Raw genomic sequence first — 13,861 nt, forward strand, 5'->3', positions numbered from 1 at the left:
GCCTCGGGCAAAGTCCGTATCATAACCAACCTGTCAAGCCCCTGACAGGGTGCATGCCAACCTGTCAGGGCCGTTCATCCCGGGCCACTGGCTCGAATCTGCCTCATCACGGATACGATCATGATCAAACTGCACACCAACCACGGCGTCATCACCCTGAACCTGTTCGCCGACAAGGCCCCGGAAACCGTGGCCAACTTCGAGCAATACGTGAAGGAAGGCCATTACGACGGCACCATTTTCCACCGTGTGATCGGCAACTTCATGATCCAGGGCGGCGGTTTCGAGCCGGGCATGAAGCAGAAGCCGACCCGCGCACCGATCAAGAACGAAGCCAACAATGGCGTGGCCAACAAGGTCGGCACCATCGCCATGGCTCGCACCATGGAGCCGCACTCGGCCAGCGCGCAGTTCTTCATCAACGTCGCCGACAACAGCTTCCTCAACCATAGCGCGCCGACCGTTCAGGGCTGGGGCTACGCCGTGTTCGGTGAAGTGGTCGAAGGCATGGACGTAGTCGAGAAGATCAAGGGCGTGGCCACCACCATGAAGGCCGGCCACCAGGACGTGCCGGTGGATGACGTGGTCATCGAAAAGGCCGAAATCGTAGCCGAGTAAGTCGATGATCCTGCTGATCTCCGATCTGCATCTCGAAGAGAAACGCCCGGACATCAACCGGGCGTTTCTGCATTTTCTCGCCACCCGCGCGCGCCAGGCCGAGGCGCTGTACATCCTCGGCGACTTCTTCGAGGTCTGGATCGGCGACGACGGCATGACGCCCTTCCAGCACGAGATCGCTGGCGCGCTGCGCGAACTGAGCGACAGCGGTACGCGCATCTACCTGATGCACGGCAATCGCGACTTTCTTATCGGCAAGCGCTTCTGCCGCGAGGCGGGCTGCACTTTGCTGAGCGACCCACACAAGGTGCAGATGGGCGGCGAGCCGGTGCTACTGATGCACGGCGACAGCCTGTGCACCCTGGATGTCGGCTACATGAAGCTGCGCCGCTGGCTGCGCAACCCGCTATCGCTGCTGATTTTGCGCAACCTGCCGCTCGCCACCCGGCAAAAGCTGGCGCGCAAGCTGCGCAACGAAAGCCGCGCACAGACGCGGATGAAGGCCCGCGAGATCGTCGATGTCACCCCCGAGGAAGTGGTCCGGGTAATGGCCGAGCACGGCGTACGTACGCTGATCCATGGACATACCCATCGGCCAGCCATACATGAGCTGAACGTGAACGGCCAACCGGCACGGCGCATCGTGCTGGGCGACTGGGATCGCCAGGGTTGGGCGCTGCAGGTCGATGAAGACGGGTTCAATCAGGCGCCGTTCGAGCTGACGCCAGCCTGACCGTAGCCCGGATGAAATCCGGGATTTATCGAAAGCCCCGGATTTCATCCGGGCTACGACTGCAAGGCTTTACTCCCCTCTCCCATTTATGGGAGAGGGGTCGGGGCGGCCCGCGTAGGGAGAGGGCGACGGCGGCTGCAATGCCCTCTCCCGCCCTTCGGATCATCAGATGGCCGCTTCGCGGCTGCTTTCTATGGGCACACCACTATGGAAACGGAACTGCTCGTCCGGCGAGGTGATCAGTTCCCGTTCCACCGCCCGCACCACCTCGATACGCGCGTCCACGTCCGCCGCGTCGCCATACAGATAGGCGAGTTTGAGATAGCCGCGGTAGTGGCGTCCTTCGCTCTCCAGCAATCCGGCGTAGAACTTGGCCAGCTCGGCATCCAGACGCGGCACCAATGCGGCGAAACGCTCGCATGAGCGCGCCTCGATGAAGGCGCCGACCACCAGTACGTCCACCAGCCGCTCCACTTCGCCACCGCGCAGCAGCGCCCGCAATCCCGCCGCGTAGCGCGACGCGGAAACATGGCGAACTTCGATGCCACGCGCGCGGATGATCTTGCTCACCTGTTCGAAATGCACCAGCTCCTCACGGGCCAAACGCGACATTCTCGCGGTCAATTCGGTCTTGGTCAGGTAGCGCCCCATCAGGCTAAGGGCGGTCTGTGCTGCCTTGTATTCCAGATTGCGGTGGTCGAGCAGAAGGATTTCCTGCTGGCGCAGGGCCTCTTCCAGCCAGGCGTCGGGGGTCGCGACGCCGCCGAGAAACTCGAGAATTTCCTGCAGGATCGTTACAGGTTCCTCACCGTTACTCGGAACATGCTCGGCATTTGACATCATATTTGAAGCGCTCTCGGTGCTGGCGAGGTTGGAAATGGCGGGCCATTATACGAGTGGCAGGCCGCACGACCAGCACGCCGTTGATACAGGTCAAGAAGCTGCTGGCAATGACGCACCTATAGTTGGATAAGCGCTATTCATTCTCAGGGAGACGACCATGCAAGCGATCCGTAGCATTCTGGTGGTGATGGAACCCCAGCACCCCGAAGGCCTCGCGCTGAAGCGGGCAAAACTGGTAGCCGGAGTCACCCAGTCGCATCTGCACCTCTTGGTATGCGACAAGAAAGGCGACCACAGCGCGTGGCTCAACGATCTCAGCAGCAGTCTCGCCGGGGAAGGTTTCAGCGTTTCCACCCAGCAGTCCTGGCATGACAACCAGCACCAGACCATCATCGCCGTGCAGCAGGCCGAGGGCTGCGGCCTGGTGATCAAGCAGCACCTGCCGGACAACCCGCTGAAGAAAGCCCTCCTCACCCCCGAGGACTGGAAATTGCTGCGCTATTGCCCCGGCCCGGTGCTGATGGTCAAGACCGAGCGTCCATGGACCGGCGGTAAGATCCTCGCTGCAGTTGACGTCGGTAATGCCGACGGCGAGCACCGCACCCTGCATGCCGGCATCATCAGCCACGGCTACGATATCGCCGGTCTGGCCAAGGGCACGCTGCACGTGACCACCGCACACCCGACGCCTATGTTGTCGGCAGCCGACCCGACCTTCCAGCTCAAGGAAACCATCGAGGCGCGCTACCGCGAGCAGTGCCGCAGCTTCCAGGCCGAATACGACATCAGTGACGAGCGCCTGCATGTGCTCGAAGGCCCAGCTGACGTGGTGATTCCACAGGTGGCTCACCAGCTCGATGCCGCAGTCACCGTGATCGGCACCGTCGCACGCACGGGGCTTTCCGGCGCTTTGATCGGCAATACCGCCGAGGTCGTACTCGATGCACTGGAAAGCGACGTGCTGGTGCTCAAGCCGGACGAAGTCATCGCCCATCTCGAGGAACTGGTAGCACAGCGCTGAAACAGCGCCTGAAACGAAAATGCCGCTCGTTTCCGAGCGGCATTTTCATATCCAAAGACCGAACTACACCCTCAGCTCCAGGCCTTCACGCAGAAACTTCGGCGCGATGTAGCGCTCGTAGTGCGCCTCGGAGAGCAGGAAGAACTCCCTGTCGATGGCATCGCGCAGATCGGGCAGCGCCCAGTTGCGGAACTCCGGCAGCAGCACCATGCCGTAGGCTTCCAGTTGATTGATCACCCGCGCGCCCCGTGCGATCAGCTGGTAGGCCCAGCAGTAGGGAGACTGCTGCGGCACGAAGCGAATCTGCCGCTGCTCCAACTGCTGCCGCAGGCGCTGCTCGTCGAACACTTCAAGCTTGGCCGTCATCACCTGTACCAGCAGCACTTCCAGGCGCGTCCAGACGGCGCGTTTCTCCTCGTCGGTGTAGCTGTTCCAGTTGATCACCTCATGGTGGAAGCGCTTGCAACCGCGGCACACGACATCACCGTAGACGGTCGAGCAAAGGCCCACGCAGGGCGTCTTGATGCGCTGATTGGACATGGCAAAGCAATACGGACAACTGAACAGCCTGGCATCTTAGCCCTTTGTCTAATCCTTATCACCCCCACTGATACGGGGACATCGGCTTAACTTTATCCGCGCTTTCCATTAGAATCGGCCCGCCTTTTACGGCGCCAATGTCCGTTGGAAGCTGTTTTCAAAGCGTCACGAGCACAGTCGATCCTGCAGGTACGATGGCGGCGCAGCCACTCGGAGTCCCCCCGAGTCTCTGCGCCCGCCCTCATCAGAAACCGTCCTGCCGGCGTAAAACTTTGAAAGCAGCTTCTACAAGACACTCATGAAACCTCGGCTGCTCGGCTCATAAAGTCGAAAAGCGCCTGGTTCGTGGGTATCTGGATCGCGTCCCGGACAACCCTTTGGGACCACTGATGAGGGTAATAACTGTGCTTGAAGCCTATCGCAAACACGTAGCAGAGCGTGCCGCTCAGGGTATCGTGCCCCAGCCGCTGAACGCCGAACAAACCGCAGGCCTGGTCGAGCTGCTGAAGAATCCGCCGGCTGGCGAAGAAGAATTCCTCGTAGACCTGATCACCAACCGTGTACCGCCAGGCGTTGACGAAGCCGCCTATGTCAAGGCTGGTTTCCTCTCTGCCGTTGCCAAGGGCGAAGCCACTTCCCCGCTGATCAGCAAGCAACGCGCCGTCGAGCTGCTGGGCACCATGCAGGGCGGCTACAACATCGCCACCATGGTCGAGCTGCTGGAAGATGCCAGCCTGGGCACCGTCGCTGCCGAACAACTCAAGCACACCCTGCTGATGTTCGACGCCTTCCACGACGTCGCCGAGAAAGCCAAGGCTGGCAATGCCAACGCCAAGGCCGTCATGCAGTCCTGGGCCGATGGCGAGTGGTTCACCAACAAGCCGGCCATCGCCGAGAAGTACAGCCTGGCCGTATTCAAGGTACCTGGCGAAACCAACACCGACGACCTGTCCCCTGCCCCGGACGCCTGGTCGCGCCCTGACATCCCGCTGCACGCCCTGGCCATGCTGAAAATGGCTCGCGACGGCATCGTGCCGGAGCAGCAAGGCGCCATCGGTCCGCTGAAGCAGATCGAAGAAATCAAGGCCAAGGGCTTCCCGGTTGCCTACGTCGGTGACGTGGTCGGTACCGGCTCTTCCCGTAAGTCCGCCACCAACTCGGTGCTGTGGTTCTTCGGCGACGACATTCCGTACGTTCCGAACAAGCGCGCTGGCGGCTTCTGCTTCGGCACCAAGATCGCCCCGATCTTCTACAACACCATGGAAGACGCCGGCGCCCTGCCGATCGAATTCGACGTGTCGAACATCAACATGGGCGACGTGATCGACGTCTACCCGCACGCGGGCAAAGTCTGCAAGCACGGCACCGACGAAGTCATCACCACCTTCGAACTGAAGACCCCGGTGCTGCTCGACGAAGTCCGCGCTGGCGGCCGTATCCCGCTGATCGTCGGCCGCGGCCTGACCGAGAAGGCGCGTGCCGAGCTGGGCCTGGAGGCCTCCGACCTGTTCAAGAAGCCGGAGCAACCGGCTGACAGCGGCAAGGGCTTCACCCTGGCGCAGAAGATGGTCGGCAAGGCCTGCGGCGTCGAAGGCGTACGCCCGGGCACCTACTGCGAACCGAAGATGACCACCGTCGGCTCCCAGGACACCACTGGCCCGATGACCCGTGACGAGCTGAAAGACCTGGCTTGCCTGGGCTTCTCCGCTGACCTGGTGATGCAGTCCTTCTGCCACACCGCGGCCTATCCGAAGCCGATCGACGTCACCACCCACCACACCCTGCCGGATTTCATCCGCACCCGTGGCGGCGTGTCCCTGCGTCCGGGCGACGGCATCATCCACAGCTGGCTGAACCGCATGCTGCTGCCTGACACCGTCGGCACCGGTGGCGACTCGCACACCCGCTTCCCGATCGGCATCAGCTTCCCGGCCGGTTCCGGCCTGGTCGCCTTCGCCGCCGCCACCGGCGTAATGCCGCTGGACATGCCGGAATCGGTTCTGGTGCGCTTCAAGGGCAAGATGCAACCCGGTATCACCCTGCGTGACCTGGTCCATGCCATCCCTTACTACGCCATCCAGAAAGGCCTGCTGACCGTCGAGAAGAAAGGCAAGAAGAACATCTTCTCCGGCCGCATCCTCGAGATCGAAGGCCTGGACAACCTGACCGTCGAGCAGGCGTTCGAGCTGTCTGACGCCTCCGCCGAGCGTTCGGCTGCCGGCTGCACCATCAAGCTGCCGGAAGCGGCCATCGCCGAGTACCTGCAGTCCAACATCACCCTGCTGCGCTGGATGATCAGCGAAGGCTACGGCGATGCCCGCACCCTGGAGCGTCGTGCCCAGGCGATGGAAGCCTGGCTGGCCAACCCGGTGCTGATGGAAGCCGACAAGGACGCCGAGTACGCCGAAGTCATCGAGATCGACCTGAGCCAGCTCAACGAGCCGGTACTGTGCGCCCCGAACGACCCGGACGACGCCCGCCTGCTCTCCACCGTGGCTGGCGACAAGATCGACGAAGTGTTCATCGGTTCGTGCATGACCAACATCGGTCACTTCCGCGCTGCCGGCAAGCTGCTGGACAAGGTCAAGGGCGGTATCCCGACCCGTCTGTGGCTGTCGCCGCCGACCAAGATGGATGCCCACCAGCTGACCGAAGAAGGCTACTACGGCATCTACGGCAAGGCCGGTGCGCGCATGGAAATGCCGGGTTGCTCGCTGTGCATGGGTAACCAGGCTCGCGTCGCTGCCAACGCTACCGTCGTGTCGACCTCGACCCGTAACTTCCCGAACCGTCTGGGCGATGGCGCCAACGTGTACCTGGCCTCTGCCGAACTGGCTGCGGTCGCTTCGATCATCGGCAAGCTGCCGACCGTCGAGGAGTACATGGCCTATGCGAAGGATATCGACAGCATGGCTGGCGACATCTACCGCTACCTGAGCTTCGACCAGATCGCCGACTTCCGTGAAGCCGCGGCCAACGCCAAGATCCCGGTCGTTCAGGCCTGATCCAAGCGTCGTGAGAAGAGCCCCGCCTAGTGCGGGGCTTTTTTATGCGCCCCGAACGGCGTTTTGCCGCACCCGGCTTGCAGCCGATACGCCACCGTCTACCTTCTGAGATGGGAGTTTCCCAATCAACCATTCAGGAGTTCATCATGAAACCATGGATCATTATCGCCCTGTGCCTGTTCGGCCTGGCCGGCTGTGCCAGCGAGTACATCATCACCACTAATGACGGCCAGATGCTCACCAGCGATGGCAAGCCGGAACTGGATGAAGACACCGGCATGCTCGAGTTCACCGACAGCGAAGGTCGCAAGCAGCAGATTCCGCAAAACAACGTCAAGCAGATGCTCGAGCGCTGAGGCCGGCAGTACGCACTGGCATATGCCTTGCTTCATCTCACCGCAAAAGGCCCGCCCAACGGACGGCTTGATCGACAACGGCGTCGTATTCAGCCCGGCTCTGCAGCCGGGATGGATGCGACGCTTTTTTATGGCCGGTAGTCCATTGGCCAACGTCTTTTGCGTGAACCTAAGGATGCAGCATGAGCGAACACAACACCCCTCGCGACGATACCCTGGCCTGGGCCTGGGGCAGCAACGCCCCCGAGAAGAGCGTGCTGAACATCGGTTTCATGGCCCTGAGCGACTCGGCCTCGGTAATCGTTGCCGCCACGCAGGGCTTCGCCGAGAAGTACGGGCTCAGCATCAGACTGCATCGCCAGACGTCCTGGGCCGGCCTGCGTGATCGCCTGCTCAGCGGCGAGCTGGATGCGGCGCACAGCCTCTACGGCCTGATTTACGGCGTGCACCTGGGCCTGGGCGTCAGCACGGCCACCGACATGGCCGTGCTCATGGGGTTGAACCAGAACGGCCAGAGCATCAACCTTTCGCACACACTGCAGGCCGTCGGCGTGACCAGCGGCGAAGCACTGCGCGAGCACGTGCACCAACATGAAGCGCGCCTGACCTTTGCCCAGACCTTCCCCACCGGCACTCATGCCATGTGGCTCTACTACTGGCTGGCCAGCCAGGGCATTCATCCCCTGCGCGACGTCGACAGCGTGGTGGTCCCTCCACCGCAGATGGTCGAGCACCTGAAAGCCGAGCGCATCGACGGTTTCTGCGTCGGCGAACCCTGGACCGCCAAGGCCGTCGATGAACAACTCGGCTGTACCCTGACCACTATCCAGGCAATCTGGCCGGATCATCCGGAAAAGGTACTGGGTTGCACCCGTGCCTTCGCCGAGCAAAATCCCAATACCGCCCGCGCCCTGATCATGGCGGTGCTCGAAGCGGCCCGTTTCATTGACGAAAGCGAGGAAAACAAGCGCAGCACTGCGCAACTGCTCAGCGGCAGCGACTACGTCGACGCCCCGCTTTCGGTCATCACCCCGCGCTTTCTCGGTCATTACCAGGACGGCCTGGGCCACGCCTGGCTGGACGAGCACCCGCTGCGCTTTCACGCCGACGGCCTGGTCAACCAGCCGTACCTGTCCGATGGCATGTGGTTCATGACCCAGTTCCGCCGCTGGGGCCTGCTGCGCAGCGACCCCGACTACCTCACGGTGGCGCGCCAGGTCCAGCAACTGAGGCTGTATCGCGAGGCCGCCACAGCTCTGGGCATCGCCGTACCGGGCGAGATGCGCTGCTCCATTCTGCAGGACGGCACCCGCTGGGACGGCAGCGACCCCGCTGCCTATGCCCGCAGCTTCCACCTGCATGCCCTGGCCGAAAGCCCGGCAGTCGCCCTGTAATCATCGGGAGAGCCACAGATGCTGCGTATCCTGCTGATCAACGACACCCCAAAGAAGGTCGGCCGCCTCAAGTGCGCGCTGGTCGAGGCCGGCTTCGAGGTGATCGACGAATCCGGCCTGACCATCGACCTGCCCGAACGCGTCGAGGCAGTACGCCCCGACGTGATCCTGATCGACACCGAATCGCCCGGCCGCGACGTCATGGAACAGGTGGTGCTGGTCAGCCGCGACCAGCCGCGCCCGATCGTGATGTTCACCGACGAGCACGACCCCGGCGTAATGCGCCAGGCGATCCAGAGCGGCGTCAGCGCCTACATCGTCGAGGGCATCCATGCCCAGCGCCTGCAGCCGATCCTCGACGTGGCCATGGCACGCTTCGAGAGCGACCAGGCGCTACGCGCGCAGTTGCAGGCACGTGACGCGCAACTGGCCGAGCGCAAGCGTGTGGAGCTGGCCAAGGGCCTGCTGATGAAGATGAAGAGCTGCAACGAGGAAGAGGCCTACACCCTGATGCGCCGCCAGGCCATGAGCCGCCAGCAGAAGCTGATCCAGGTGGCCGAGCAGATCATCGCCATGCACGACATGCTCGGCGGCTGACTGTAGCGCTGCGCCGCGCGCCGACTGTACTGGACAGCGTAGCGGCGGCGGGCGTATCGTCGCCGCTCGGTCACAGCAGTGGCCAACGTCGCTCGGACGGTTCCGGGCGCTTACGTACTCCGAGGAAATCATGGCTGAGAACGCCAAGCGCCGCTTTGCGCGCATCGATCGTCTACCCCCCTACGTCTTCAACATCACCGCCGAACTGAAGATGGCCGCACGCCGACGCGGCGAGGACATCATCGACTTCTCCATGGGCAATCCCGATGGCGCGACTCCATCGCACATCGTCGAGAAGCTAGTGCAGGTCGCGCAACGTGAAGACACCCACGGCTATTCCACCTCCCGCGGTATTCCCCGCCTGCGCCGCGCCATCTCGCGCTGGTACAAGGACCGCTACGACGTGGAGATCGATCCGGAAAGCGAAGCCATCGTCACCATCGGCTCCAAGGAAGGCCTGGCGCACCTGATGCTGGCTACCCTGGATCATGGCGACACCGTGCTGGTCCCCAACCCCAGCTACCCAATCCATATCTACGGCGCAGTGATCGCTGGCGCGCAGGTGCGCTCCGTGCCGCTGGTGCCGGGCGTGGATTTCTTCGCCGAGCTGGAGCGGGCGATTCGCGAGTCGATTCCCAAGCCGAAGATGATGATTCTCGGTTTCCCCTCCAACCCCACAGCCCAGTGTGTGGAGCTGGACTTCTTCGAGCGCGTGGTATCCCTGGCCAAGCAGTACGACGTACTGGTGGTGCACGACCTGGCCTATGCCGACATCGTCTACGACGGCTGGAAGGCACCGTCGATCATGCAGGTACCCGGCGCCAAGGATATCGCGGTGGAGTTCTTCACCCTGTCCAAGAGCTACAACATGGCCGGCTGGCGCATCGGCTTCATGGTCGGCAACCCGGAGCTGGTCAGCGCTCTGGCGCGGATCAAGAGCTACCACGACTACGGCACCTTCACTCCGCTGCAGGTGGCCGCCATCGCCGCACTGGAAGGCGACCAGCAGTGCGTGCTGGATATCGCCGAACAGTACCGCCAGCGCCGCAACCTGTTGGTCAAGGGCCTGCACGAAATCGGCTGGATGGTCGAGAAGCCCAAGGCCTCTATGTACATCTGGGCGAAGATTCCCGACGCCTACGCTCACCTCGGTTCTCTGGAGTTCGCCAAGAAGCTGCTGGCCGAAGCCAAGGTCTGCGTCTCGCCGGGCCTGGGTTTTGGCGATTACGGCGACGACCACGTGCGCTTTGCGTTGATCGAGAACCAGGACCGCAGCCGTCAGGCGCTGCGCGGGATCAAGGCGATGTTCCGCGCCGATGGTTTGTTACCGGGCAAGCCGGTCAAAACAGAAACCGATTGAACATTCGAGGGCGCCGCAAGGCGCCCTTTTGCGTACCACTATAAAAACCGACAATTTCTGCGACAATTCAGGACGTTACCGCGCGCCCGGCGGCAGTTTCCGCTAATTGCCCGCCAGAGTGAACGCCCGTACACTGCGCGCCCCTCTTCTGATGGTTCTCCCAAAATGCTCTTCGTTGTGCGCATGCTGCTGATGGGCGTGCATTTCATCGTGGCCGGCCTTCTTGGCCTGCTGCTCGGCCTGTGTCGCCCATTCAACCCTGACAACAGCCGCCTGTGTGCACGCCTCTATTCGCTGCCCGCCCTGCGCCTGCTGCGTCTGAAATTGAAGACAGACGTAGGCCCGCTGCTGGAGCATCAACGCTCCTGCGTGATCATCGCAAACCACCAGTCCAACTTCGATCTTTATGTGCTCGGCCGCGTGGTGCCGGAGCGCACCGTGAGCATCGGCAAGAAGAGCCTCAAGTGGGTGCCGTTCTTTGGCCAGCTGTACTGGCTGGCCGGCAACGTGCTGATCGATCGCAGCAATGCCGCAGCCGCCAAACGCGCGATGCTGACCACCACCGAAACCCTGCGTCACCGTGACACCTCGATCTGGGTTTTCCCCGAAGGCACGCGCAACCTCGGCCGCGGCCTGCTGCCGTTCAAGAAAGGCGCGTTTCAGATGGCGATCACGGCCGGCGTACCGATCATCCCGGTGTGCGTGAGCAACTACAGCAAAGCCATGCGCCTCAATCGCTGGAACAGCGGACGCATCCTGATTCGCTCGCTGCCGGCCATTCCCACTGCCGGCCTGAGCCTGGACGACATGCCGGCGTTGATCGAGCGCTGCCAGCAGGCCATGAGCGAGTGCATCACCAGCATGGACCAGGAGTTGGCCACGGCATAAGTGATCGCGCGGGCCACCGAAGTGAACGACACCCGCGCCAACCATCAAATTGATCGATAGTTACTCTGCAGAGCATCCATTATTCAATCGAAATGACTTAAGCGATTCTGTGCCCATGTCAAAGCCAGACCTGGAGCACAGAACATGTCCCGCCTCTCCCAAGCCGCCCGTAACGGCGCCCTCGCCGCCATCGGCCTGTATCTGATCAGTACCTCCACAGTATTGGTGCTGAGTTACGCCACCTTGCAGCCCAGCGTCCCGACGCTCGAACAGCCGGGCCCGCTGCATAGCCTGATCAGCCAATTGCCCGCCTTGCTCGGCGCTTTATCGCTGGGCTGAGTCGAAGATCATGATCAGAAGCCAACGCAGCCGCCTGATACTGCTCGCCAGTCTGTCTCTGCTCACGACCCTGCTGGCGCTCAGCGGCATTGGCAAGAGCTCGGCTAGCGCCGTGGCGCGCAATATCGAATGCAGTCATAAACTGGCCCATCACCTGGACCTTGCAGAAGGCCTCAAGCGCCAGCGCAGCAGCCCGCCACCAAACCGAAGCGAACACCTCTCACCCTACTTCGTGCCTGCCAAACACGCATGAAAATGCCCGGCTAACCGGTAATGCTGTTCATATAAGAAATGGTTGGGCGCGATCAGTCCCCTCGCCCCTTTGGGGAGAGGGTTAGGGAGAGGGGAAAACTGGCAGTTTGCGGTGTTTTCAGCCCTCTCCCCCAGCCCCTCTCCCATAAATGGGAGAGGGGAGCCAAATGTGTACACCTTTAGTGAACAGCATTACGGGCTAACCGAGCTTTTTGTCTCCAGCAGGCTCAGGCCTTGGCGGCCTTACCCTGCGCCACGAAGCGCATCATCCACTCGGCCACTGCATTACCTTGTTGCGAGTGCTGGAGGCTGTCCACGCCCTGCTGGTAAATCTGCTCACCGAGGTGCTGCTGACGCAGATCGAGCAACGCACGTGAGTAGTCGTGAACGAACTCGGGGTGTCCCTGGAAGCACAGCACCTGGTCTTCGATGTGGTAGGCACCAATCGGGCAAAAATCGCTGGAAGCCAGCAGCGTGGCCTTCTCCGGCAGGCGGGTAACCTGGTCCTGGTGGCTGATCAGCAGTTGCAGCTCGTCCAGTGCCGGGCTCATCCATTCGGGCTTGCTGTCCAGACGGTAGCTGTGTACGCCCACGCCCCAGCCTTGCTCTGCGCGCTCGGCCTTGCCGCCCAGCAGCAACGCCAGTAACTGATGACCAAAGCAGATGCCCAACAGCTTATCGCCACGCTGGTAGCGCTCAAGTAGGTACTCCTTGAGCGTTTGAATCCATGGCTCAGTGCCAAAGGAGTCGGCCTTGCTGCCAGTCACCAGATAGGCATCGAATTGCTCGCTATCGGGCGGGTAATGCCCCTCCACCACGTTGTAGACACTGAATTCCGCCGCCACCGGCTGTTGAGCGAACAGCTGCTCGAACATGCGGCCATAACCCTGGTACTGGTCAACCAGTTCAGGGCGGAGGATGTCAGTTTCCAGGATGCAGATACGCAGTGACATGAGGTTTCCTGTGGTGAGCACGGAGTGCGGGGGATTTGTGCGTTTTACTTAACACATGAAACTGCACAAAGAAATAGTCGCCCCCTATTTTCAGACATATTTGCACGTCCTTGCCACTGTGCAACGCCACGAACGGTCGTCAATTAAAATTGACAACACCTGGAAGGAACCGGGCCGGATCGAATCATCATCAGCCGCTTCGATAGTGACCATGCACGGCATTCACTTCTGTGATTGCCAGGGCGCGACGAATATCGACACATCGGGCAGTCGCCCCCATCGCACAGAAGGATATCGATCATGAGCATCTACGCCGCACTCGCCAGCTTTGCCGCCGCCTCCGCTTTCCACACCGCTGCACCGGTTCGTCCCGAGCAGGCGGCCACTGCAGCCCGCGACGCGCGTCCGAGCTGACACGCCCACAGGAGAGCAGCCATGCACAGCCAACTCAGCCTGGACGCCTACGGCGTTACCTACGTTCACCTGCAGGACGGCGGTCTGCAGTTCGAAAGCGAAGCCGCTCTGCAGCTCGATGACGGCAGCATGCTGACCTTACGCATGCCGACCCGTCACAGCGAGATGCTGGCGATCCACGAGGCCGTGTGCATTCGCCAGGGGTGGTGCCAGGCGGCGTGAAATCGCGATGGTCTAGACTCCTCCAGGCATCTTCAACGGAAAGAGGAACCAGACCATGCATACCCGCAACCTGATCGGCCTGCTCGCAGGCAGTTTACTGCTGGCCGGTAACGCCCTGGCGGATCGCCCCGGCAGCGACTGGATCAGCATCGACGATGCCCTGAGCAAGGCCCGTGAGGCCGGCTACACCGAGCTACACAAGATCGAAGCCGACAACGATGGCTACTGGGAAGGCGAAGGCCTCAAGCAGGATGGCCGCCTCTACGAGTTTCGCATCGACGGCAAGAGCGGCGAGGTAACCCGCGACCAGTTGGAAGACTGATGCA

At 61.9% G+C, this 13,861-nt stretch carries 17 protein-coding genes; 14 read left to right on the plus strand and 3 right to left on the minus strand.

What is annotated here, in order from left to right; genetic code table 11:
* Nucleotides 1-120 precede the first annotated feature (120 nt).
* Entirely contained in the window at nucleotides 121-618 is a 498-nt protein-coding gene (locus B2U07_RS02015) for a peptidylprolyl isomerase (protein WP_024307989.1), read from the plus strand.
* A gap of 4 nt (nucleotides 619-622) precedes the next feature.
* Nucleotides 623-1,351, plus strand: a complete 729-nt coding sequence (gene lpxH / locus B2U07_RS02020) for a UDP-2,3-diacylglucosamine diphosphatase (protein ID WP_275544872.1) — start codon at nucleotides 623-625, stop codon at nucleotides 1,349-1,351.
* 165 nt (nucleotides 1,352-1,516) lie between these two features.
* On the opposite strand, the gene B2U07_RS02025 is transcribed toward lpxH, so the two are convergent.
* The gene (locus B2U07_RS02025) at nucleotides 1,517-2,194 is read right to left on the minus strand and encodes a tRNA-(ms[2]io[6]A)-hydroxylase (RefSeq protein WP_275544871.1); all 678 of its coding nucleotides are present in this window, start codon (nucleotides 2,192-2,194) and stop codon (nucleotides 1,517-1,519) included.
* 157 nt (nucleotides 2,195-2,351) lie between these two features.
* Here B2U07_RS02025 and B2U07_RS02030 point away from each other — a divergent pair, with 157 nt between their 5' ends.
* Entirely contained in the window at nucleotides 2,352-3,215 is an 864-nt protein-coding gene (locus B2U07_RS02030) for a universal stress protein (RefSeq protein WP_161865405.1), read from the plus strand.
* 63 nt (nucleotides 3,216-3,278) lie between these two features.
* Here the strand turns inward: B2U07_RS02030 and B2U07_RS02035 are convergent, their stop codons facing one another.
* Entirely contained in the window at nucleotides 3,279-3,755 is a 477-nt protein-coding gene (locus tag B2U07_RS02035) for a DUF1289 domain-containing protein (protein WP_161865404.1), read from the minus strand.
* Nucleotides 3,756-4,159: 404 nt separating this feature from the next.
* Between B2U07_RS02035 and acnB the strand changes: the two genes are divergently transcribed.
* The 8 genes from acnB (at nucleotide 4,160) to B2U07_RS02075 (ending at nucleotide 11,947) form a co-directional block, all read left to right on the plus strand.
* Nucleotides 4,160-6,760, plus strand: a complete 2,601-nt coding sequence (gene acnB / locus B2U07_RS02040; RefSeq protein ID WP_197856525.1) for a bifunctional aconitate hydratase 2/2-methylisocitrate dehydratase — start codon at nucleotides 4,160-4,162, stop codon at nucleotides 6,758-6,760.
* Nucleotides 6,761-6,906: 146 nt separating this feature from the next.
* On the plus strand, nucleotides 6,907-7,116 hold the full coding sequence (locus B2U07_RS02045; protein ID WP_197856348.1) for a YgdI/YgdR family lipoprotein: 210 nt from the start codon (nucleotides 6,907-6,909) through the stop codon (nucleotides 7,114-7,116).
* Nucleotides 7,117-7,298: 182 nt separating this feature from the next.
* Nucleotides 7,299-8,510, plus strand: a complete 1,212-nt coding sequence (locus tag B2U07_RS02050) for a CmpA/NrtA family ABC transporter substrate-binding protein (RefSeq protein WP_275544870.1) — start codon at nucleotides 7,299-7,301, stop codon at nucleotides 8,508-8,510.
* Nucleotides 8,511-8,528: 18 nt separating this feature from the next.
* Nucleotides 8,529-9,107, plus strand: a complete 579-nt coding sequence (locus B2U07_RS02055; RefSeq protein WP_197856346.1) for an ANTAR domain-containing response regulator — start codon at nucleotides 8,529-8,531, stop codon at nucleotides 9,105-9,107.
* A 130-nt stretch (nucleotides 9,108-9,237) separates the two neighbouring features.
* The gene (alaC, locus tag B2U07_RS02060; RefSeq protein WP_275544869.1) at nucleotides 9,238-10,467 is read left to right on the plus strand and encodes an alanine transaminase; all 1,230 of its coding nucleotides are present in this window, start codon (nucleotides 9,238-9,240) and stop codon (nucleotides 10,465-10,467) included.
* 165 nt (nucleotides 10,468-10,632) lie between these two features.
* Nucleotides 10,633-11,355, plus strand: a complete 723-nt coding sequence (locus B2U07_RS02065) for a 1-acylglycerol-3-phosphate O-acyltransferase (protein WP_275544868.1) — start codon at nucleotides 10,633-10,635, stop codon at nucleotides 11,353-11,355.
* Nucleotides 11,356-11,499: 144 nt separating this feature from the next.
* Nucleotides 11,500-11,694 carry a hypothetical protein gene (locus B2U07_RS02070; protein ID WP_275544867.1) on the plus strand — a complete coding sequence of 65 codons (195 nt, stop codon included), beginning with the start codon at nucleotides 11,500-11,502 and terminating at the stop codon, nucleotides 11,692-11,694.
* 10 nt (nucleotides 11,695-11,704) lie between these two features.
* Nucleotides 11,705-11,947, plus strand: coding sequence for a hypothetical protein (locus B2U07_RS02075; RefSeq protein WP_275544866.1), 243 nt, complete (start codon nucleotides 11,705-11,707; stop codon nucleotides 11,945-11,947).
* A 226-nt stretch (nucleotides 11,948-12,173) separates the two neighbouring features.
* Here B2U07_RS02075 and B2U07_RS02080 read toward each other — a convergent pair whose 3' ends face one another.
* On the minus strand, nucleotides 12,174-12,899 hold the full coding sequence (locus B2U07_RS02080; RefSeq protein WP_197856341.1) for an amidotransferase: 726 nt from the start codon (nucleotides 12,897-12,899) through the stop codon (nucleotides 12,174-12,176).
* Between the two features lie 300 nt (nucleotides 12,900-13,199).
* Between B2U07_RS02080 and B2U07_RS02085 the strand changes: the two genes are divergently transcribed.
* From B2U07_RS02085 to B2U07_RS02095, 3 genes are read left to right on the plus strand one after another with little or no spacing between them, the layout of a single operon-like run.
* Nucleotides 13,200-13,313: a PA2485 family small membrane protein gene (locus tag B2U07_RS02085; protein WP_296271451.1), complete on the plus strand. Its 114-nt coding sequence runs from the start codon at nucleotides 13,200-13,202 to the stop codon at nucleotides 13,311-13,313.
* Nucleotides 13,314-13,334: 21 nt separating this feature from the next.
* On the plus strand, nucleotides 13,335-13,535 hold the full coding sequence (ptrC, locus tag B2U07_RS02090) for a type III secretion system co-regulatory protein PtrC (RefSeq protein WP_013715243.1): 201 nt from the start codon (nucleotides 13,335-13,337) through the stop codon (nucleotides 13,533-13,535).
* Between the two features lie 55 nt (nucleotides 13,536-13,590).
* Nucleotides 13,591-13,857 (plus strand): PepSY domain-containing protein, encoded by a 267-nt coding sequence (locus tag B2U07_RS02095; RefSeq protein ID WP_197856339.1) that lies wholly within the window; start codon nucleotides 13,591-13,593, stop codon nucleotides 13,855-13,857.
* The last annotated feature ends 4 nt before the right edge of the window (nucleotides 13,858-13,861 follow it).

It is taken from the genome of Pseudomonas sp. UBA7530 (assembly GCF_002479365.1).
GTDB lineage: Bacteria > Pseudomonadota > Gammaproteobacteria > Pseudomonadales > Pseudomonadaceae > Aquipseudomonas.

Coding starts and splice junctions, on each gene's coding strand:
- B2U07_RS02015 (WP_024307989.1), top strand. CDS start 121: ATGATCAAACTGCACACCAACCACGGCGTCATCACCCTGAACCTGTTC.
- lpxH (WP_275544872.1), top strand. CDS start 623: ATGATCCTGCTGATCTCCGATCTGCATCTCGAAGAGAAACGCCCGGAC.
- B2U07_RS02025 (WP_275544871.1), bottom strand. CDS start 2,194: ATGATGTCAAATGCCGAGCATGTTCCGAGTAACGGTGAGGAACCTGTA.
- B2U07_RS02030 (WP_161865405.1), top strand. CDS start 2,352: ATGCAAGCGATCCGTAGCATTCTGGTGGTGATGGAACCCCAGCACCCC.
- B2U07_RS02035 (WP_161865404.1), bottom strand. CDS start 3,755: ATGTCCAATCAGCGCATCAAGACGCCCTGCGTGGGCCTTTGCTCGACC.
- B2U07_RS02045 (WP_197856348.1), top strand. CDS start 6,907: ATGAAACCATGGATCATTATCGCCCTGTGCCTGTTCGGCCTGGCCGGC.
- B2U07_RS02050 (WP_275544870.1), top strand. CDS start 7,299: ATGAGCGAACACAACACCCCTCGCGACGATACCCTGGCCTGGGCCTGG.
- B2U07_RS02055 (WP_197856346.1), top strand. CDS start 8,529: ATGCTGCGTATCCTGCTGATCAACGACACCCCAAAGAAGGTCGGCCGC.
- alaC (WP_275544869.1), top strand. CDS start 9,238: ATGGCTGAGAACGCCAAGCGCCGCTTTGCGCGCATCGATCGTCTACCC.
- B2U07_RS02065 (WP_275544868.1), top strand. CDS start 10,633: ATGCTCTTCGTTGTGCGCATGCTGCTGATGGGCGTGCATTTCATCGTG.
- B2U07_RS02070 (WP_275544867.1), top strand. CDS start 11,500: ATGTCCCGCCTCTCCCAAGCCGCCCGTAACGGCGCCCTCGCCGCCATC.
- B2U07_RS02075 (WP_275544866.1), top strand. CDS start 11,705: ATGATCAGAAGCCAACGCAGCCGCCTGATACTGCTCGCCAGTCTGTCT.
- B2U07_RS02080 (WP_197856341.1), bottom strand. CDS start 12,899: ATGTCACTGCGTATCTGCATCCTGGAAACTGACATCCTCCGCCCTGAA.
- B2U07_RS02085 (WP_296271451.1), top strand. CDS start 13,200: ATGAGCATCTACGCCGCACTCGCCAGCTTTGCCGCCGCCTCCGCTTTC.
- ptrC (WP_013715243.1), top strand. CDS start 13,335: ATGCACAGCCAACTCAGCCTGGACGCCTACGGCGTTACCTACGTTCAC.
- B2U07_RS02095 (WP_197856339.1), top strand. CDS start 13,591: ATGCATACCCGCAACCTGATCGGCCTGCTCGCAGGCAGTTTACTGCTG.